Here is a 19,755-nt window from a genome sequence, read left to right on the forward strand (position 1 = left end):
CGTGCGCGAGAGTGATCCTCGACCATGATGTGCTGAAGGCTAAACTTGCTACTTTTACTCGCAAGCGCGAGAGTGATCCTGTGAACCCGAGTGATTTTAAATTCACCAATTTCTTTTACTCGCAAGCGCGAGAGTGATCCTGTTCAAAAAGGTCTTTTTTTCCACCTATATAGCTTTTACTCGCAAGCGCGAGAGTGATCCTAGCATTGATTTAACCTCAATCATCGGTGTGGTCTTTTACTCGCAAGCGCGAGAGTGATCCTGTCATCCACTTGATCGACCATCGAACATTGGTCTTTTACTCGCAAGCGCGAGAGTGATCCTTTAGGGCAAAATAAAAAAGCCTGCCACCAATTCTTTTACTCGCAAGCGCGAGAGTGATCCCATTTCAAAAGCGTTGGATCTTCCTTTTTAATCCTTTTACTCGCAAGCGCGAGAGTGATCCTCAAACTCAATGATCCGATTGCCAGTGACAGTACTTTTACTCGCAAGCGCGAGAGTGATCCTGCATTGAATTCGTTTAATGTGGATTCAATTAACTTTTACTCGCAAGCGCGAGAGTGATCCTATCTAACGCAAATTTCAGCATTCATGAATCCTCTTTTACTCGCAAGCGCGAGAGTGATCCCAACGGTGGTGAAGAATAATGGATTTAGAAAAGCTTTTACTCGCAAGCGCGAGAGTGATCCTATGTTGACAATCGGTCAAGCCTTGAATGAGGTCTTTTACTCGCAAGCGCGAGAGTGATCCTGATAATACGGTTATCTGGTTTCCACTTTGGCTCTTTTACTCGCAAGCGCGAGAGTGATCCTTCAATCTGGAAGATGTCATTATCAGTTGTTTCCTTTTACTCGCAAGCGCGAGAGTGATCCTCCAATTTGAAAATCTTGCAAGATCGATTGAGACTTTTACTCGCAAGCGCGAGAGTGATCCTTAGCTGTTTTGCCGTCAATGCTGCGTGTCATCCTTTTACTCGCAAGCGCGAGAGTGATCCTGCAATCAACGGTCAGCTTGCTCTTTGGGCTAACTTTTACTCGCAAGCGCGAGAGTGATCCCATGTCGTACGTTGGGAATCAGAAGACCAACGACTTTTACTCGCAAGCGCGAGAGTGATCCTTCAGTTATTAGTGTTTTGCCCAACTTCGCTACCTTTTACTCGCAAGCGCGAGAGTGATCCTCAGATAGTTGTGATGTTGTAGCAAAAGAGCTACTTTTACTCGCAAGCGCGAGAGTGATCCTCGACTCATTTCGCTATCTAACTTCTTGTCGGCCTTTTACTCGCAAGCGCGAGAGTGATCCTATCTAACTGTTGATAACCCGTTCCGTTAGCTCCTTTTACTCGCAAGCGCGAGAGTGATCCTATCTGCATACTGGTTTACTTGTATACGTGCACCTTTTACTCGCAAGCGCGAGAGTGATCCTACTTATTAAAGAAGTCAACCATGTGTGATTTACTTTTACTCGCAAGCGCGAGAGTGATCCTACCTTTCGTCCAGTCAACTGCTGAACCAACTGCTTTTACTCGCAAGCGCGAGAGTGATCCCCAAAAAACCGCTTGATGAAGTCATCAATAAGGCTTTTACTCGCAAGCGCGAGAGTGATCCTGCGCAAATCTGACTATGAAATAATCAGAAGATCTTTTACTCGCAAGCGCGAGAGTGATCCTTCCCTTGATTATTCAAAGCGTCAATTTCCATTCTTTTACTCGCAAGCGCGAGAGTGATCCTGAAATTCAATCTTGTCTAATGCGCTCTCCATCCTTTTACTCGCAAGCGCGAGAGTGATCCTTTCTGCAATGGGGGACGTTTCGTATAAAAATGCTTTTACTCGCAAGCGCGAGAGTGATCCTGAAAGGTTTCAATGACCCACTGATTGATACTGCTTTTACTCGCAAGCGCGAGAGTGATCCTGACGGCTTGCGGATTAAGTGAAAGCAGCAATCCTTTTACTCGCAAGCGCGAGAGTGATCCTTGAGTTAAGTGACGTTTGTTGACTGGTGTCATCTTTTACTCGCAAGCGCGAGAGTGATCCTGTTCTTAAGACTCCTAACGTACAAGTAAGTGACTTTTACTCGCAAGCGCGAGATTGATCCTGCTAAGAACTTGTCTAATGTTCGTAAGTCACTCTTTTACTCGCAAGCGCGAGAGTGATCCTAATGCTAAAAAAGAGATTGGTGAACAAGAGAACTTTTACTCGCAAGCGCGAGAGTGATCCTGTTTTCAAAAAGATTCGGAACGTTTGGGAAAACTTTTACTCGCAAGCGCGAGAGTGATCCTCATCAACTAATTGTTTCATTTCACGGAGCTTACTTTTACTCGCAAGCGCGAGAGTGATCCTTTAAAGATTTAAACGAATTAGCAAGTTACAACCTTTTACTCGCAAGCGCGAGAGTGATCCTTGCTTCATTTCAGAGTTAGCGTCAACGAATGGCTTTTACTCGCAAGCGCGAGAGTGATCCTACAGAATTGTTTTCACTGACAGTTTTGGAACCCTTTTACTCGCAAGCGCGAGAGTGATCCTCATCAATCAAACTCATCTAATCGCCTCACTTTCTTTTACTCGCAAGCGCGAGAGTGATCCTGCACAAATCGTGGCACAAGTGGCTGGCTTTAGTACTTTTACTCGCAAGCGCGAGAGTGATCCTTGATTGAACTTGATTAATTATTTTCTGTTTTTCTTTTACTCGCAAGCGCGAGAGTGATCCTGGAGCATACCTTGCAAGCAATGATCACTTCAACTTTTACTCGCAAGCGCGAGAGTGATCCTGTTCGCCGTCAAATTCACTCACTTGATACTGTCTTTTACTCGCAAGCGCGAGAGTGATCCTAAATAGAACAGAACAGAAAGCCATTTCATAAACTTTTACTCGCAAGCGCGAGAGTGATCCTTCAAGCACGCCAAATTATGCCGCCATGCTAAACTTTTACTCGCAAGCGCGAGAGTGATCCTACTTTCGGCATTGTCGATAGCTTGGCTTTCAACTTTTACTCGCAAGCGCGAGAGTGATCCTTCCAATATTGATGCGTATGCAGGGAATAAAAGCTTTTACTCGCAAGCGCGAGAGTGATCCCCCGATCGTTAACCCTTGATTAATGAATTGTCCCTTTTACTCGCAAGCGCGAGAGTGATCCTGACATTGATGTTAACGATGATGACGCAGTTCACTTTTACTCGCAAGCGCGAGAGTGATCCTGCATGCAAGCACGATCATGGGTGCTGCAACTGCTTTTACTCGCAAGCGCGAGAGTGATCCTCCGTTTTTAGTGTCTTCGATAAAAGATTTATCCTTTTACTCGCAAGCGCGAGAGTGATCCCCCGAAAAAATCACGATCAATGACAAGCAATACCTTTTACTCGCAAGCGCGAGAGTGATCCCAACTCCTCTAGATATTCTTGGATGGCTGGTTCCTTTTACTCGCAAGCGCGAGAGTGATCCTATAATGATAAAAGCCCATGAACCTCCGAAGCTCTTTTACTCGCAAGCGCGAGAGTGATCCTATTCTGCATGATTTTATTACAGAAATCGATAACTTTTACTCGCAAGCGCGAGAGTGATCCTTAGTAATGACAGCTACAACGCTTATCCACTGTCTTTTACTCGCAAGCGCGAGAGTGATCCTAAAAGTATAGCGGAACTGATCGTAGTTCATATCTTTTACTCGCAAGCGCGAGAGTGATCCCATGTTCCAAAAGGCAATTACTGACGTTAATGCCTTTTACTCGCAAGCGCGAGAGTGATCCTCCTATCTGCTAATGATTGGTCTGGATTGAATTCTTTTACTCGCAAGCGCGAGAGTGATCCTATTCAAAAGCACCTAGCGACTACAATTATGCATCTTTTACTCGCAAGCGCGAGAGTGATCCTTTGCCCGTTTCACGCAAACCCGTTTTAAAACGCTTTTACTCGCAAGCGCGAGAGTGATCCCGTAATCTTTGTTACGAATTAATCCAGTCTTGTCTTTTACTCGCAAGCGCGAGAGTGATCCTAAAATTGGAGGAATTGCGTAATGGATTACACACTTTTACTCGCAAGCGCGAGAGTGATCCTTAAATAATATGAATATAGTAATATATGCTAAACTTTTACTCGCAAGCGCGAGAGTGATCCTACATCCGTGGTGCAGGTGTACGACCGTTCCTTCTTTTACTCGCAAGCGCGAGAGTGATCCTGCAACGGTTGACGGTAAGTCAGTGCCAACCCCCTTTTACTCGCAAGCGCGAGAGTGATCCTAAGATAGGAGCATTTTTATATTATGTTCCTTTCTTTTACTCGCAAGCGCGAGAGTGATCCCCCCGTTGCCAAGTATGCAGGGGAAAAAGGTAACTTTTACTCGCAAGCGCGAGAGTGATCCTAAAAGGGATGCGCCCTAAACCATGTATCAACTCTTTTACTCGCAAGCGCGAGAGTGATCCTCTAATAGGGTTGCTATGTAACTGTTATCTTGTACTTTTACTCGCAAGCGCGAGAGTGATCCTGTTTAATAATTTGTCTTGATTTTGAATAATGACTTTTACTCGCAAGCGCGAGAGTGATCCTGTCAGCCTTTTCGTCTTCGTTCATTTCCATGTCTTTTACTCGCAAGCGCGAGAGTGATCCTAAGTTCTGGCAATGTTTCAATCGATTACAGAACTTTTACTCGCAAGCGCGAGAGTGATCCCATAGTTGTTTGCATCTACTGTAACGTAGTATACTTTTACTCGCAAGCGCGAGAGTGATCCTGTCATGCGTTATCTTCCCGATGGTGTTTGGGGCTTTTACTCGCAAGCGCGAGAGTGATCCTTCGTTTAAAATTTCTTTTTTATTCATGATATACTTTTACTCGCAAGCGCGAGAGTGATCCTTAGCATATGCATCCGTTGCCGTTTCACTTAAACTTTTACTCGCAAGCGCGAGAGTGATCCTACTGCGTGTCATCGTATAACTAGCAACATTGCCTTTTACTCGCAAGCGCGAGAGTGATCCTTGCCGATGTATTCCAAAGTAAGCGGGCGTATGCTTTTACTCGCAAGCGCGAGAGTGATCCTTAAGAACGTTCAAGCAGGAAAAGTTAAGACCCCTTTTACTCGCAAGCGCGAGAGTGATCCTGGTTAATAGCTTTTTTTAAATAAGGAGGGATAACTTTTACTCGCAAGCGCGAGAGTGATCCTAATCATCCCCGATCGTGTCTTCGTATAGTTGCCTTTTACTCGCAAGCGCGAGAGTGATCCTATAAATGATGGTTCTAACATACATCATCACACCTTTTACTCGCAAGCGCGAGAGTGATCCTGGACAGCTTAATCGGACACGTTGACATCTGCGCTTTTACTCGCAAGCGCGAGAGTGATCCTAGACGCAACGATGCTGTCAGACTACCCGTCAACTTTTACTCGCAAGCGCGAGAGTGATCCTCAAGCGGGCACCAAGACCGCCATACAAATACGCTTTTACTCGCAAGCGCGAGAGTGATCCTTGATGGACGATGTCATCACGGTCAAACATAGCCTTTTACTCGCAAGCGCGAGAGTGATCCTACTAGCTGTTAGATCGCCTTCTGGTAAGCTAGCTTTTACTCGCAAGCGCGAGAGTGATCCTGATGCTGCGACATCGTCACTACAACTTTATAACTTTTACTCGCAAGCGCGAGAGTGATCCTCGGCACTGAATTGGCCTTTTTGCTGTTGAATGCTTTTACTCGCAAGCGCGAGAGTGATCCTATGCTTGCTACTATGCTAATGATATGGAAACTCTTTTACTCGCAAGCGCGAGAGTGATCCCAAGAGTGCAGGTCGTGAGAGCGTTTATATTCCCTTTTACTCGCAAGCGCGAGAGTGATCCTTAAGGGTAGACAATGCAGACCAAAAAATTACCCTTTTACTCGCAAGCGCGAGAGTGATCCTGCTTCTACGAACGCATCCAATGCACAGCAGTTCTTTTACTCGCAAGCGCGAGAGTGATCCTATCCCTAAATTTCCAATAAGAATAATGTCTCGCTTTTACTCGCAAGCGCGAGAGTGATCCTGGTGTCGTAGACTATTTGAATTCTAAAACTGGCTTTTACTCGCAAGCGCGAGAGTGATCCCAAAACTAGCTTGCTTGCTACGTTCAAGAAAGCCTTTTACTCGCAAGCGCGAGAGTGATCCTTATCCACCGTTTCGTTATTTTCCACTATTTTTCTTTTACTCGCAAGCGCGAGAGTGATCCTCAAATTAATTCGGATTATGCAACACCCGCATCCTTTTACTCGCAAGCGCGAGAGTGATCCTGGCAACCCATTAAGTAGTATCAACATCGGCGACTTTTACTCGCAAGCGCGAGAGTGATCCTGCTTGTTTGCGTGGTTACTTTTTCTTCTGCCACTTTTACTCGCAAGCGCGAGAGTGATCCTCCAGCGATGATGGTTGATAATCTGAAACATCACTTTTACTCGCAAGCGCGAGAGTGATCCTATCGTTATCGCCGACGTAGTAACGTTGCAGCGCTTTTACTCGCAAGCGCGAGAGTGATCCTCTTAGCACGTTAGCGGGTATCAGTCTGCCATTCTTTTACTCGCAAGCGCGAGAGTGATCCTGTTCCACAAAATCCGCAATTTTGTGAACGGCACTTTTACTCGCAAGCGCGAGAGTGATCCTACTGTGCATAACTACTGGGGGGCTATCTTTATCTTTTACTCGCAAGCGCGAGAGTGATCCTCCTACACGCAATTATGCCAAACGTCAATGGTGCTTTTACTCGCAAGCGCGAGAGTGATCCTAATTGGCTTTCTTGCTTATTTAAATCTATTTCCTTTTACTCGCAAGCGCGAGAGTGATCCCATGAAGAACTTTGATGAAGTAGTAGAACTAGACTTTTACTCGCAAGCGCGAGAGTGATCCCATGAAAAGAAGCTATATAGCTAAGTATGCTAAGCTTTTACTCGCAAGCGCGCGAGTGATCCTCGTCTTAATTTGCTTTATAAGGCTATCTAAAGCTTTTACTCGCAAGCGCGAGAGTGATCCTCAACGTGGACATACTTCCACTTTTTAGCGTTTCTTTTACTCGCAAGCGCGCGAGTGATCCTAGATTACTTGAGGCGGATGGCAGTGTGATCGACTTTTACTCGCAAGCGCGAGAGTGATCCTTAAAAAGAGTATTGAAGATGATTTTATTGACACTTTTACTCGTAAGCGAGAGAGCGAACCCACTGATTACATGATTACATGAAAGCATTTACTCGCAAGTACGAGAGTTATCCTTATGGTTTGTTGAATATAGTGGAAATTAAAGCCTCTTACTCACAATCACTAGGGTTAGTAAATAAAAAAAGATTACTGATCTGACCCCTATAGGTTGGACTAATACTTTTTGCTAGGATATCAATCCCAGATATTGATTTGGTGATTGGTATCCTAGTTTTTCTTTTAATCTATTGTTATTGTAATCCTTAATCCATGTTTTCATCGCATTGATTAAGGATTTTTTGGTATCATAATGCGTATTCATCATTTCAATTTTCATGATATGGAAAAATGATTCCATTTGAGCATTATCTAAACATGTCCCCTTACGGGACATGGACTGAATAGCTTCATATTTGTTTAGTGTTTGAACCCAGCTATGACTCTGGTATTGAATTCCTTGATCACTATGCACAATTGAATGCTTAACAGTGTTCTGGATTCTTTTTAGTGCCTGGTTCAACGGCTTTAATGTTAGTTCAACTGTTGGATGGCTGCTAATTCCATATGAAATGATTTTATCAGAATATAAATCCATCACTGGAGAAAGATAAACCCGATGGTTTATATCTTCATTTCCATATCTAAATTCACTTACATCTGTTGTTATCTTCTCTCCAAAACTATTAGATGAAAAATCACCATTTAAAACATTATCAGCAACATGGCCTACTTGGCCATGGTAAGAGTTATATTTACGTTTTCTTTTTCCAAATAGTTGGCACTGTAAACTGTATTTTTGCATAATTCTCTGGACTCTTTTGTGATTAACATGGTATCCATTATTGTTAAATAATGCTGTTATTCTTCTATAACCATAAGCAGGATGATCCTTAACAGCCTTTTTCACCTCAGTATCAAACTCATCATTTATTTTCGAAAGCGAAGCTTTTCTATGATGATAATAACTACTTTTAGGGAATGAAATTGATGATAATATTCTAGAAATTGCAACATCACTAAATTTTTTCACTAATAAATCAATACTTTCGTATTGATTATTAGTGCTTAGTAATTTTTCATAGGATAGTTTAATCGATAAAGCTAAATTTTGCTTTTTTAACAGTTTAATTTGCTTTACAGCGCTATTTGTGAGAACATTCTTTTGATGGGACTTACGTTTATTCATTAAATATAGGCTTCCATTCTCTAATCTCCGTTGCCATGTAAAGATGCTCGACGGAGATGCAATATTAAAATGAAGTGCTGTTTCTGGATACGACTTGTGGTAGAGGTGCATCCATTTCAGCACTTTTAATTTATACATATAAGAATATTCTTGATTATAATGTTTTGCAATAAGCGCTTTTTTACCAAATTTTTTATACGTCTTTACCCACGAGTAGATTGTTGCAACACCCTTAATGCCATATTTATGGTTCAACGTAGTTGATCCAACTCCAGAAAGGTATTCTAAAACAACTTTCAATCTAAATTCATAACTATATTTTGCCAAAATAAAGACCCCCGTATGCTGAACATTTTCTGTCCAACATACGGGGGTCTCTTCATACCAAAGTCCTATGGGCTTTTAGCAATCTTTTTTATCTTCTTTTTTGATGATCTGGAAATTTAACGATAGTAACAAGGGTAGTGTAATAATCCCTATCATTTCTACGAATGTGTCGAGTTTGAACATGGGTTGAGAATTGATCAGTTGGAAATGATTCTAGAAATTTTGAAATTGCCTCGCTACCAGTAGTGGAAAGCTCTTTAACTATTTTTTGACCGGGGTTCATTTCCTCAGCAATTTGTGGGGCGGAATCAATTTCGGATTTAACCCTTTTATTCGATGATTTAATTATTAATATACAGTAAGCAATGAATAAAATGACTAATCCAATCCCACCGATGATTAAATATGTTGCCATAACCTTAATCCTCCATATATGTATTTATTTAATTGTAACATTTTTTATTAATTTGGTTAAATACATTTAATTTTAAATTTTTATTACCAATTAATATCAAAAAATAGGTGGTAAGCCTTAAATTCAACATCTAAAGCTTTCCACCTAGAAAAATAATATATAAAAAATTTTTAATTTAATTATCTATGTAACTTGTAGTAGTAATGCAAGTCGCCACCAACGTATAAATTCCCATGTTTATAGATTAGATTAAAGTTTTTGAATGCACCGTTTGATTGAGTTTGCCATTTATTTTCGTCAACTCTTTTTAAGTTAACGTAAGTGTTATTAACGCGCATATGTTTTTGTTTATCACCGAAAATCGTTACGTCATAATCATTCCCGTGCCAATTACCGTTGATTGATGCAGCCATTGCAGAAATGGGTGCTTGAATTGCAATTGAATTACTTAATACTATTTTAACTAATGAAATATTAGCTTTATTCATGATTTTTAACCTCCAAAAAATTTCAATTTCCATTATATCACAGATAGGGTAGTTAAAATAAATATAATTTATAATATTTATTTTTAAGCATAATATCATTAATTAAATTAAAAATAATTATTAAGAATTATTCGATTTACTATAATTGTTTTTATACTCAATGTATAGTATAATTAATAGTTATTAAAAAGGAATGATGATATTAAATGAAGCAATCACAAATTATAGTTCGAGTTGATGCCGATTTAAAAAATGATGCTGCCAAAATGTTTAATGAAATGGGATTTAATATGAGTACAGCCATCAATATGTTTTTAAAACAATCTTTAAGGGAACGTTCGTTACCTTTTAAGCCAACCTTAGATGCTGATTCTCAATTTAGCGAAGAAGATCAGAATGAACCACTGACGCAATATGAGTTTAATTCTATTAAAAGCCTTGATGAGTTGATGAATAAGTTAGCTAATGATGATAAAAAAATTATTTAAATTTTTAGCATTGTTTTATCCTTTTTCAGAGTTTGTACCTAATGTATAATTAAGATGTAAATAACTTTAAGGAGCTACAGATATGAAAAAATTATTTTCAATTGCGGCTGGTTTATTGCTAACGTTTATATTAATTGGTTGTAGCAATTCTAATACAGATAAAAAGGGCAGTAGGGGAGCAAATCCTTCTACAGTTTCTCATAAAGCTAGTCTAAATTATCACAATTTTCAGTCCATTAAAGTTGGTAGCTTTGTTGATAACAGTGGTTCAACATCTGCATACGTCAGAAAGTTGCTTGGTAAGCCATCATCAGTTACTACTACCAAGGTTAGTAGTGGGAAAGAAGTAAAAAGTTATCTCTTTAGTAAGTTGAGTAATCAATTTAAGGCAAAAGATGTTACGGTTACGTTTGAAAATGATCGTGTGGTTTCTAAAGGGTTCTCCAATTCCGATATTAATAAATTAAGCGTATTGAACAATAATAAGATCAATTCAATTAAAATCGGCAATAGCTATAATAGTGTAATTGAAAAGTTAGGGCAGCCTTCTGCGGAATCAGAAAGTGCCAGTGGCGGAACACCGTTAAAAACCGTTGTCTATCTTACAGGTGAAAATGGTAAATCCATCAGTTTGGTGTTTAGTAATGATAAAGTGACTCAAATTACCAATAGTGAATTAAAGTAAAATAAAAACAGGGTAGTTGCAATTGAATTAGCAGCTGGCCTGTTTTATTAATTGTTTTTAGCTCAATCGATCGAATAAGAAACTTTCCTTACTTAAAATATCGATCGCAGTAATATCAACTAAATTAATGGGTTCATTTTCATCAACATCGTTAAATCCATTTAATTCACTAAATTCAACTTCGTTCAAAGTTATTGAGTCATTTTCAATCGTCATGATACGACCCTGTTGCACATAATCGTGCTCGGTACTATAAACCGAAAGTGTTATTTGATGTTTAAAACAATAATCAATAATTTTAAAAAAATCATCAGTTTTAAATTTTTTAAATTGTTGCTGGAGATTAAACGGATCGTAAAGTTGATTTTCCTTCGTAAAAGCAACGTAACGGTCAAACAGTTTTGAATAGGTAGTTCCAAATGAAATTTTTGAAATATCATCCTTTAAGATGATTGTATATGAATCAAGAAATCCATAGTCATCGATCGTTTGTAAAATTAAGTACATCCCCAAGTCCCTTACGATATAACCAAGCGCAAAGTTTTCATACTTATAATTATCACGTGATTTTGAATAAATTTCTAATGGTTTATCGTTTCCGATATACTTATTGATCTTATGCTTATCCATTGGCAAAATCTCCTGACTCATTCGATTGATATGTATATTATGAATGATTTATGTGCAGTTGTAAAAATATGCGTTCTAAATATTTCAATTTAGCTTGGCAATAAAATAGCTTAAAATCAAAATACCTGACAAACCATTATTCATGATCTGTCAGGCATTATTATTATGGATTTGAATCTTTAATAACGAAATGGTGGAAACACTTCTTTCTTATTTAGAATTTGCGGTAAATCGATTTTCTAAGTGAATGGTAACACCTTCCTGTTCATTAGCTGGGTAAAACGAACTTTGTACTAAGTTGGTGATTACATCTCCCTTGAATAAAATCTGGGGTAAATCGTTCTTCATGATACTGGAATCATCCCCTTTGATTTATTGTCATTATAATATACCTTTTAAATGATAAAGTAAACCCTTTTGAACGATTTTTTCTAATCTTTTTTAATTATTTTTTAATCATCCGTCGATAGGGAAAAGGGCGGGAATCAAAATACCTGATAGACCATTTTAGATGATCTATCAGGCATTATTATTATGAGTTTGAATCTTATTTAGCAAAATGGTGGAAACACTTCTTTCTTATTTAGAATCTGCGGTAAATCGATGTTTTAAGTGAATGGTAGGTACCTCTCTTTCATTAGCTGGGTAACTCACTTATAATCTCATTGGTGGAAACACATCCCTTACAATTTAATCTGCGGTAAAACCTTCAGTTTGCATTGGAAACATCCCCTTTGCTTTGTTGTTGATAATAATATAACGCAATTAAATTAGAATGTAAAGGGTTTTATCTAATTTATTTATAATTATTTTCAAATTATCGCTTAATCATGATGATGCCTTGATTTAAAGGCCTAATCCATTAAAATCTGATCGATAATTAGCTGAGCGAGGGCGAATTAATTGCGGCACATTGTTATCAATGATAATTTATTATTATATCAATTAAAAAGGATGACAATTATGGATAAAAACGAAGCTTTAATTAACTTAGCCCATCGTAGGTATGCGACTAAAAAGTATGATCCGAACAAACATATTTCCGATAGGGATTGGCATACCATTATGGAGGTCGCTAGATTATCACCTAGTTCAATGGGACTTGAACCTTGGCAATTTTTGTTGATCGAAAACAAAGAATTGAAGCAGGCAATGTATAACGATGCCTGGGGAGCGCAAAAGAGCCTTGACGGCGCTGACAAATTTGTTGTAATTTTAGCTCGTAAGGATATGAATATTCATTCCCCTCATATTAAGCATATGAGCGAAGATGTTCAAGGCCACCCGTTTGATATTGATTCACCGTTCTCTAAAAAAATCATTAATTTTCAGGAAAATGATTTTAAGTTAAATACTGAGCGTGAATTATTTGATTGGGCTTCAAAGCAAACCTACATTCCATTGGCGAACATGATGGATGCCGCTGCAGCATTAGACATTGATAGTTGTCCAATCGAGGGCTTTAACCGTGTCAACATTGATCGGATTCTGTCTGATTATGGAGCATTCGATCCTAAAAAGTGGAGCGTTTCTGTAATGGTAAGTTTTGGTTATCGTGACCAAGCGATTACGCCTAAGAAACGCCAACCAATGGAGGCTGTCTACCGAGTTATTAAATAATTAAGATGAAGCACAATTCGTTATTGGATTGTGTTTTTATATTGAGTTGATTAATTCATTTTTATCGCTTAATATATAAGTGGATTCAAATAATATACCGATTAATGGGGTGCTGGAATGGCTGAGATGATACCCATGAACCTGATCTAGGTAATGCTAGCGGAGGGATTATTAAAGGTGTATAAAATCAAGCTATTGCTTCATTCGATTAGTCTTTTAAGGAGATTTTTCAAATGGCAAGAACAGTTTTAATTACAGGAGCAAGTTCAGGATTAGGCGCTGAAACTGCGAAACAATTTGGTGAACGGGGCTTTAACGTCGTGGTAAATTATTACCATCATCAAGACGCTGCTGACCAAGTAGTTGAAGAAATTGGATCAGACCATGCAATTGCAATCCAGGCCGACGTTAGGGACAGAAGCCAAATCGATGCACTAGTTAAGCAGGCAATTGATCATTTTGGAAGTCTAGACGTCGTTGTTAACAATGCTTTAGTCGGGTTTAAATTTGACCCCGTTAAGCAAAAGGCATTTCAAGATTTATCATGGGATGACTACCAAAAACAAATTGACGGGACCTTGAAGGGTGCTTTTAACGTTACCCAAAGTGTGCTTCCTAATATGATTAAAAATCATTATGGGAAGGTCATTAATATCGGGACGAACCTGTTTCAAAATCCGGTTGTTCCTTACCATGAATACACTACCGCAAAAGCAGCATTGATTGGGTTTACTAGAAACTTAGCAGCCGAACTAGGGAGTGATGGGATTAGTTTCAATATGGTATCAGGGGGATTACTTAGAACCACTAATGCCAGTGCTGTTACTACTCCCGAGGTGTTTGACTTAATTGCCAATCAAACGCCACTTAAATCAGTAACTACTCCGAAACAGGTTGCTAAGATGGTGGTGTTCTTGGGATCAGACGAAAGTGATGGGATTACAGGTCAAAATTACACTGTTGATGGTGGATTAACAATGAACTAAATATCAAATGAAAGGGCAGTAGTAATCACATTCGTGAATGCTACTGCCTTTTTTCATTGATTATTGTTCATTAATGTAATCTAGTATTCTAAACATGACGGCCTTATTTTCAATTGGAACTGGGGTGTTCAATATTTCTTGAGCGCTTTGGCCTAATATCGAGTCCTTAATATATGGAAAATCATTCACTACCATCTCACGAACGTTATTAGCCTTGGGTTCCAAATGAAATTGGAGGCCCGCAATTCGATGGTTCATCACGAACCCTTGGTTCTTTAAGCCAGGGGTGGAAAATAAACGTTCTGCCCCTGCTGGAATTTTGAACATTTCTTCATGCCAGTGAAGGGCAGTGACTTGTTTTGGTAATCCAGAAATGGCATTACTTTCTAGTTTAACAGCTGCCCAACCAACTTCCTTGACTGGCGATTTACCAACTGGGTATCCCATGGCCTTGGTGATTTGTTGCGCGCCATAACAGACCCCAAGCATTGGCGTATTCCGCTTTAAAAGGGTATTGATTAAATCGCGTTCCTGTTGGATCCAGGGGAAGTTATCGTTGGGACTCATCGGTCCTCCTAAAATAACTAACATATCGGTTTCATCTGCAGTAGGTAAGTAGCCGAATTGGTATGGATGATAGGTATAGACTTCATGGTCGTGTGCTTGCGCCCAGTCTAAAATTGATCCTGGTCCTTCGTTTGGAGTGTGTTGTAAGATATTGATTCTCATATTGGTAACCTCACTTTTCTAATAGGTAGTAATAAATAGATAGGTTGATAATCCGATTGCAAAAATCCCCACGCAAATTTCCATCACTTTAGTAGGGATGAATTTAACAATGATCGGTCCTAAATAGCCGCCGACCACTAGTCCAATCGCTAGTGGAATGATAACGATCCAGTCCACTGGTAAAATCAAAATGAAGATAATGGCGCTGATAATGTTACTAGCTAGTGACAAAACGTTTCTAATCGCATTGTAGACATAATACGGGGCATGAATAATTCTGGACAACACTGCGGTTTCTAAAATTCCTGAACCCGCACCAAAGTAGCCGTTATAAAGACCGATGATGGGGAGAAACAGGTACTGAATGCTTCGTATGAAGCGGTTGTCATGGGGCTGGTCTTTTTTGGGGATCAACATCATGATTCCGGCAAACATAATGATAAACGGGACGATCCGTTTAAATTGAGCATTGCTGCTGTTGATTAGGATGAACGTGCCAATTATGCAACCAAATACTGAAAGTAATGTGATGACCCCAGCTTGTTTACGATAACTTTTGATTTCCTTAGCAGATGATAGGACCGAGGTACAACCACTGAATATAATACTAATGGTGGCCGTTACGTTTGCCATGATGGGAGAAACGCCAATTGACAACAGGATGGGATAGATTGTTAAGACCGCCATCCCGACAATCCCATTTAAAACCCCAGCCGCCAGTCCACCGATAATTAAGAAAATAATTGTTGGGATTGATAACATTTTATTTGCCTACTTCCTGAATTAACTTGATGGCAGCTTCTGCATTTCGATCCATCAATGCATCGAACAACTGATTATGATGCTTAATTTTCCCTTTATAGTGTGGATTCTTAGCAATTGATTGACTTAGATGACTTTTCCATAGTGGCTTTAGTTCCTTGAACCACTTAATTAAATACGCATTTTGTGACATTTTGACGATTTGTTCATGGAATAGGATATCTTGTTCAAGGTATTCATTGAATTTGCCTTGTGATAATAATTGATTCCTTCTAGTAAGATATGCTTTGAGGGTGATCCATTCTTCAGGGGTAATATCATTATCAACCAATTCAACAATGGCCTCTTTTTCAAGCATTTTCTCAGTTCGCCATAGCAGGGGATTTTGTTCGTCGATCAGCTCCAATTGTTGAACGTATGTTCCTGATCCTTGTTTAATGCTAACCACGCCTGAATGGGCGAGGATTTGCATTGCTTCTCTAATAGTGGAGCGACCGACCGCTAGTTCATTCATTAATTCAGCTTCTTTGGGTAACTTATCACCAGTAGTTAAGTGGTGTTCCTTAATATACATAATGATTTTTTGGATCGTTTCCGTGCCAAGACTTATATTTTTAGATTGCATGTTAACTTTCCCTCCTTAAATACATCATATCACTTATATAATACATCAGATGTATTTTATTACAAGGGTGATTATTGTTTTTTGCCATAAAAAAAACGACCTAATAATAAAGATGATTAGGTCGTTTTAATATTTAATGATTAATCTTGATATTTTACATCAATTGTTTTTTGATCCTTAACTTTGTGATCCTTTAAGTATTTAATGCCCTTATTGACGTAGCTGGTATCGCCGACTTTACCAAATCTAACTTTATTGGTCTTAACATTGTAATAAACCTTTGTGATTCCTGAGTTAGGCATTGCTTCATCGGTAATTAATTTCTTATCAGCAGCACTCATATTGTGATCATATTTTGATAAGTATGCAGTAATGATATCTCCGGAACTAACGACAAGGGCGTTTTTCCCCTTTTCCTTAGCAGTCCGTTCAGCTACTTCTTTAATGCCTTTGGCTTCACGTTTAACGATTGTAGTACCACTTTCTGCTCGATCAGATTTAGGGAGTTTGGTACTATCTTTGTCAATTTCGTACAATGCATCATGCATCTTAACTACAAAATCAGTTCCAAATTTCTTTTGTAGCTCTGCACGACTAGTGGCGTTGTAGTACTTATTTAAAACAGCATCTTCTTGGTCATAATTGTCTAGTTCGTATTCACCGTTACCAGCTTCTCTAAATAGGGGCGTTTCGTTAACGGTAACTTTACCATTACCAGAGTAAACCAACATGTCTTTAACCGTATCTAAGTGTCGAATTAATTTTCCGCACGCTGCATCAGTAAACTTGATCCCGCGTAATCCAGCACCAACTTCTTCAGCCACTTTTGCGCCCTTAGGGGTTAATGGATAATCATCCCAACCCTCTGCAAGCTCCATTACGTTTCCCGTAGTTTCACCATGGCGAGCTAGGTAGATCGTAACTTCATTCTTGTTAGAACTTGCTTTTGCACTAACGTTGAGAGTCGAACTACTTACTGTCAATAACGAAATACCAATTACACTGATGGGAATCAATTTACTAAAATGCTTCAAAATAATCGCCTTTTTTCTATTTAATTTTTTGATGCATCTTTATCATATCTCTGAAATTGTAAAAAAGTTAGCATAAAAATGTAAAAAATAAGTAATTAATGGGGGCTAACATGATAGAGGACTGCGCATAGTCACAAGCAAATACTTACTTTAACTAAATAAAAAAAGAAAAATTGTTTATAACTAATTTATAACCTATAATTATGAATTAAACATCGTCATAAATAAGGATTTTAAAATATGAACATTAAATGTATTAAATGTGGGTTTATTAGAGTTGATTCAAAAAATGAATGCCCATATTGCTACAAAATAGATAGTAATAAAAATAAAAAATTTTTTAGCACCTGGGAAGGAATTTATTTAAGGTGTAATTTATGTGACTACATTTATTGCATTGATGATCTTGATTACCCAATATTAAATGCTTGTCCTAGATTCAATTGCGATGCAACGTTAGGTGAAACAACCCCATACGACCATCCAGAATTCAATAAAATTAACTACGCTGACGTTAATTTAGCATCGGCAAAAAAGTTAAAATGCCAAAAATGTGGTTATATTTATAATGATTTGCTTAAAGCGTGTCCTTATTGTGATGCTTCCAATGCTAACGCCACATCAGTTGCTGATGACGAACCAGGTGGGGTGGAGGTAAAATGCTATCGATGCAAACGCATTTACCAGGACACCCAAATAACCTGTCCAGAGTGTGGTTCGATCGATTATCATCCGACCCATGCTGATGAGCGGAAGGCTTCACCACATTTTAACCAAGCACCAAATGTAAAGTGCTCCCGATGTAATTTTGTGTATCCGAGCACTTTTTCAGCATGTCCGAACTGTCCTGCCAGAGCAATATGGGCATCTGGAACGAATGCACCATGTACGGTCAGTGAACTCGAAAACACTGTTGATGAAGAACTCCCAGAAGATCAGCCAAGTTATATAGAGAACATTTTCGTTTGGACATTAACGATTATTTTCGGGTTACCAATTATTATTTGGACATTCTTCGTGGTAGCGTTTTTTGGTTTCATTATCTTATTGATCTTGGTCATGGTATTCAACGTCTAGGTGCGTGGTGCTTGACTTATAGTTAACTCTAGGTGGTTTAATAGTCTTAATCACAGAAGGGGGCAATATTATGACAAAATGGAATGCTTCACAGTTAGAAGCTTTTGCTACTGCAGATGATATGCACATCTCACCATTTTACGACGATGGCAAGACTTACGGGACACCGACGTTCATTTGGTCGGTCGTTGCTGATGGTAATCTTTACGTGCGTGGTTATAACGGTCAACATTCGAGTTGGTACCAATCAGCAATTAAGCAGGGGGCCGGAAAGATCAAATTGGCGGGACAAGAATTTGAAGTAACCTTCAAATCAGCTGCTGGTAATTCACAATTAGATGCAAAGATCAACCAAGCCTATCAGGATAAGTATGGCAGCAGTCCTTACTATCCACCAATGGTTGAGGCAGGCCCTGTTTCTGCAACAGTCGAAATCGATCCTAAGTAGTTGCTTCAATCTAAATAAAATACCCAATGGTTGTTAAAAATTAATAACAATTATTGGGTATTTTTTATTAAATTATTTAGTAGTAACAACTGACTTAATTGTTTTTCTTTCAGCCATTGCTTTATAAGCATCATCAACATCATCAATGTTGTAAGTCGCTGTAAATACTTTTCCAGGATTGATCTGACCATCTAATACTGCTTTTAATAGGATGTTTTTATCATAAGTCGTTACGGATGCAATTCCACCAGCGATGACAACATTATTCCAGAATGCAACTGGGTAGTCAATGTTACCATGGGGAACGCCGACACGACCAACGTGGGCACCAGGACGCGCAACCTTCAAAGCGGTATTAGTCGATAATTCACTTCCGACACATTCGAGTACGGCATCGGCACCAGCGTTGTGGGTAATTTCCATGACTTTTTCGACTGCTTCATCCCCACGTTCTTCAATAATATCGGTCGCCCCAAATTCTTTGGCTAATGCTTGACGATCAGCGTGACGACTCATGGCAACGATCCGCTTAGCACCGAGTAATTGAGCAGCAATGATTCCACAAAGCCCAACTGCGCCGTCCCCAACAACCACAACTGTATCACCATTTTGGACGTTTGCTGTCTTAGCAGCATGAAATCCAGTGGCCATTACATCGGATAGGGCTAAGAATGAATTGAGCATTCCTTGGCTATAATCTTCTGGATTGCCAGGAACCTTCACTAAAGCCCAATTTGCATGTTGGAAGCGCACATATTCTGATTGATACCCGTTACTAAAATTATCAGAATGGCTTTGACAATTCCCATCAAAGCCAGCCCGACAAGCTGCACAATGGCCACACCCATGGGTGAACGGTGCAATCACAAAGTCACCAGGCTTAACCGTGGTGATGGCTTTTCCAACTGATTCAACAATTCCGATTGCTTCATGGCCGTTGTTCAATGAATTAGGTGCTTTCTTATCTAATCCACGGTATGTCCAAAGATCTGATCCGCAGACACAAGCTTGCACAACATGTAAAATAACATCATCGTCTTTTTCAATTTCTGGTTTGGCAACGTCTTTCACTTCGACTTTCCCAGCTTTCACAAAACGTGTTTGTTTCATATTTA

At 39.2% G+C, this 19,755-nt stretch carries 16 protein-coding genes, 1 CRISPR repeat array and 1 riboswitch; of the genes, 6 read left to right on the top strand and 10 right to left on the bottom strand.

Annotation, left to right across the window (positions count from 1 at the left end; genetic code table 11):
* The first annotated feature begins 51 nt into the window (after positions 1 to 51).
* Positions 52 to 7,215: direct repeats of the CRISPR family, unit length 29 nt; unit sequence CTTTTACTCGCAAGCGCGAGAGTGATCCT.
* Between the two features lie 112 nt (positions 7,216 to 7,327).
* From ACSVI6_RS06790 to ACSVI6_RS06800, 3 genes are all read right to left on the bottom strand, one after another.
* Positions 7,328 to 8,653, bottom strand: coding sequence for an IS3 family transposase (locus tag ACSVI6_RS06790; protein WP_491716077.1), 1,326 nt, complete (start codon positions 8,651 to 8,653; stop codon positions 7,328 to 7,330).
* 88 nt (positions 8,654 to 8,741) lie between these two features.
* Positions 8,742 to 9,068 (bottom strand): hypothetical protein, encoded by a 327-nt coding sequence (locus ACSVI6_RS06795; protein WP_491720152.1) that lies wholly within the window; start codon positions 9,066 to 9,068, stop codon positions 8,742 to 8,744.
* A 179-nt stretch (positions 9,069 to 9,247) separates the two neighbouring features.
* Positions 9,248 to 9,556, bottom strand: a complete 309-nt coding sequence (locus ACSVI6_RS06800) for a hypothetical protein (protein ID WP_491717389.1) — start codon at positions 9,554 to 9,556, stop codon at positions 9,248 to 9,250.
* Between the two features lie 206 nt (positions 9,557 to 9,762).
* On the opposite strand from ACSVI6_RS06800, the gene ACSVI6_RS06805 reads away from it, so the two are divergent.
* Both ACSVI6_RS06805 and ACSVI6_RS06810 read left to right on the top strand, forming a co-directional pair.
* Positions 9,763 to 10,044 carry a type II toxin-antitoxin system RelB/DinJ family antitoxin gene (locus tag ACSVI6_RS06805; protein WP_491717390.1) on the top strand — a complete coding sequence of 94 codons (282 nt, stop codon included), beginning with the start codon at positions 9,763 to 9,765 and terminating at the stop codon, positions 10,042 to 10,044.
* 82 nt (positions 10,045 to 10,126) lie between these two features.
* Positions 10,127 to 10,729: a DUF3862 domain-containing protein gene (locus ACSVI6_RS06810; protein WP_491720954.1), complete on the top strand. Its 603-nt coding sequence runs from the start codon at positions 10,127 to 10,129 to the stop codon at positions 10,727 to 10,729.
* A 57-nt stretch (positions 10,730 to 10,786) separates the two neighbouring features.
* Here the strand turns inward: ACSVI6_RS06810 and ACSVI6_RS06815 are convergent, their stop codons facing one another.
* Together ACSVI6_RS06815 and ACSVI6_RS06820 are read right to left on the bottom strand one after the other, a co-directional pair.
* Entirely contained in the window at positions 10,787 to 11,359 is a 573-nt protein-coding gene (locus ACSVI6_RS06815; protein ID WP_491719407.1) for a hypothetical protein, read from the bottom strand.
* A gap of 210 nt (positions 11,360 to 11,569) precedes the next feature.
* The gene (locus ACSVI6_RS06820) at positions 11,570 to 11,707 is read right to left on the bottom strand and encodes a hypothetical protein (RefSeq protein ID WP_491720149.1); all 138 of its coding nucleotides are present in this window, start codon (positions 11,705 to 11,707) and stop codon (positions 11,570 to 11,572) included.
* A 615-nt stretch (positions 11,708 to 12,322) separates the two neighbouring features.
* Here ACSVI6_RS06820 and ACSVI6_RS06825 point away from each other — a divergent pair.
* Together ACSVI6_RS06825 and ACSVI6_RS06830 are read left to right on the top strand one after the other, a co-directional pair.
* Complete coding sequence (locus ACSVI6_RS06825) at positions 12,323 to 12,979, top strand: NAD(P)H-dependent oxidoreductase (protein WP_491720955.1); 657 nt, start codon at positions 12,323 to 12,325, stop codon at positions 12,977 to 12,979.
* A gap of 95 nt (positions 12,980 to 13,074) precedes the next feature.
* A riboswitch (TPP riboswitch) is annotated at positions 13,075 to 13,164 on the top strand.
* Positions 13,165 to 13,212: 48 nt separating this feature from the next.
* On the top strand, positions 13,213 to 13,965 hold the full coding sequence (locus tag ACSVI6_RS06830) for a 3-oxoacyl-ACP reductase (RefSeq protein ID WP_491720956.1): 753 nt from the start codon (positions 13,213 to 13,215) through the stop codon (positions 13,963 to 13,965).
* 60 nt (positions 13,966 to 14,025) lie between these two features.
* Here the strand turns inward: ACSVI6_RS06830 and ACSVI6_RS06835 are convergent, their stop codons facing one another.
* The 4 genes from ACSVI6_RS06835 to ACSVI6_RS06850 all read right to left on the bottom strand — a co-directional run bounded on the left by ACSVI6_RS06835 (position 14,026) and on the right by ACSVI6_RS06850 (position 17,115).
* Complete coding sequence (locus tag ACSVI6_RS06835) at positions 14,026 to 14,694, bottom strand: type 1 glutamine amidotransferase (protein WP_491720957.1); 669 nt, start codon at positions 14,692 to 14,694, stop codon at positions 14,026 to 14,028.
* A gap of 18 nt (positions 14,695 to 14,712) precedes the next feature.
* Positions 14,713 to 15,456, bottom strand: a complete 744-nt coding sequence (locus tag ACSVI6_RS06840) for a sulfite exporter TauE/SafE family protein (protein WP_491720146.1) — start codon at positions 15,454 to 15,456, stop codon at positions 14,713 to 14,715.
* Between the two features lies 1 nt (position 15,457).
* Positions 15,458 to 16,081, bottom strand: coding sequence for a FadR/GntR family transcriptional regulator (locus tag ACSVI6_RS06845; RefSeq protein ID WP_491720958.1), 624 nt, complete (start codon positions 16,079 to 16,081; stop codon positions 15,458 to 15,460).
* Positions 16,082 to 16,221: 140 nt separating this feature from the next.
* Positions 16,222 to 17,115: a histidine phosphatase family protein gene (locus ACSVI6_RS06850; RefSeq protein WP_491720959.1), complete on the bottom strand. Its 894-nt coding sequence runs from the start codon at positions 17,113 to 17,115 to the stop codon at positions 16,222 to 16,224.
* Positions 17,116 to 17,688: 573 nt separating this feature from the next.
* On the opposite strand from ACSVI6_RS06850, the gene ACSVI6_RS06855 reads away from it, so the two are divergent.
* Entirely contained in the window at positions 17,689 to 18,192 is a 504-nt protein-coding gene (locus ACSVI6_RS06855; RefSeq protein WP_491720960.1) for a hypothetical protein, read from the top strand.
* Between the two features lie 70 nt (positions 18,193 to 18,262).
* The gene (locus tag ACSVI6_RS06860) at positions 18,263 to 18,640 is read left to right on the top strand and encodes a DUF2255 family protein (RefSeq protein ID WP_491720142.1); all 378 of its coding nucleotides are present in this window, start codon (positions 18,263 to 18,265) and stop codon (positions 18,638 to 18,640) included.
* Positions 18,641 to 18,712: 72 nt separating this feature from the next.
* On the opposite strand, the gene ACSVI6_RS06865 is transcribed toward ACSVI6_RS06860, so the two are convergent.
* On the bottom strand, positions 18,713 to 19,750 hold the full coding sequence (locus ACSVI6_RS06865; protein ID WP_491720961.1) for a zinc-binding dehydrogenase: 1,038 nt from the start codon (positions 19,748 to 19,750) through the stop codon (positions 18,713 to 18,715).
* Between the last annotated feature and the right edge of the window lie 5 nt (positions 19,751 to 19,755).

The organism is Nicoliella sp. ESL1106, from assembly GCF_058509965.1.

What these genes read in the sequence shown, in the direction of transcription:
- ACSVI6_RS06865 (WP_491720961.1), bottom strand. Translation starts at nt 19,750, where the DNA reads ATGAAACAAACACGTTTTGTGAAAGCTGGGAAAGTCGAAGTGAAAGAC.
- ACSVI6_RS06810 (WP_491720954.1), top strand. Translation starts at nt 10,127, where the DNA reads ATGAAAAAATTATTTTCAATTGCGGCTGGTTTATTGCTAACGTTTATA.
- ACSVI6_RS06830 (WP_491720956.1), top strand. Translation starts at nt 13,213, where the DNA reads ATGGCAAGAACAGTTTTAATTACAGGAGCAAGTTCAGGATTAGGCGCT.
- ACSVI6_RS06800 (WP_491717389.1), bottom strand. Translation starts at nt 9,556, where the DNA reads ATGAATAAAGCTAATATTTCATTAGTTAAAATAGTATTAAGTAATTCA.
- ACSVI6_RS06840 (WP_491720146.1), bottom strand. Translation starts at nt 15,456, where the DNA reads ATGTTATCAATCCCAACAATTATTTTCTTAATTATCGGTGGACTGGCG.
- ACSVI6_RS06845 (WP_491720958.1), bottom strand. Translation starts at nt 16,081, where the DNA reads ATGCAATCTAAAAATATAAGTCTTGGCACGGAAACGATCCAAAAAATC.
- ACSVI6_RS06860 (WP_491720142.1), top strand. Translation starts at nt 18,263, where the DNA reads ATGACAAAATGGAATGCTTCACAGTTAGAAGCTTTTGCTACTGCAGAT.
- ACSVI6_RS06825 (WP_491720955.1), top strand. Translation starts at nt 12,323, where the DNA reads ATGGATAAAAACGAAGCTTTAATTAACTTAGCCCATCGTAGGTATGCG.
- ACSVI6_RS06805 (WP_491717390.1), top strand. Translation starts at nt 9,763, where the DNA reads ATGAAGCAATCACAAATTATAGTTCGAGTTGATGCCGATTTAAAAAAT.
- ACSVI6_RS06815 (WP_491719407.1), bottom strand. Translation starts at nt 11,359, where the DNA reads ATGGATAAGCATAAGATCAATAAGTATATCGGAAACGATAAACCATTA.
- ACSVI6_RS06835 (WP_491720957.1), bottom strand. Translation starts at nt 14,694, where the DNA reads ATGAGAATCAATATCTTACAACACACTCCAAACGAAGGACCAGGATCA.
- ACSVI6_RS06820 (WP_491720149.1), bottom strand. Translation starts at nt 11,707, where the DNA reads ATGAAGAACGATTTACCCCAGATTTTATTCAAGGGAGATGTAATCACC.
- ACSVI6_RS06795 (WP_491720152.1), bottom strand. Translation starts at nt 9,068, where the DNA reads ATGGCAACATATTTAATCATCGGTGGGATTGGATTAGTCATTTTATTC.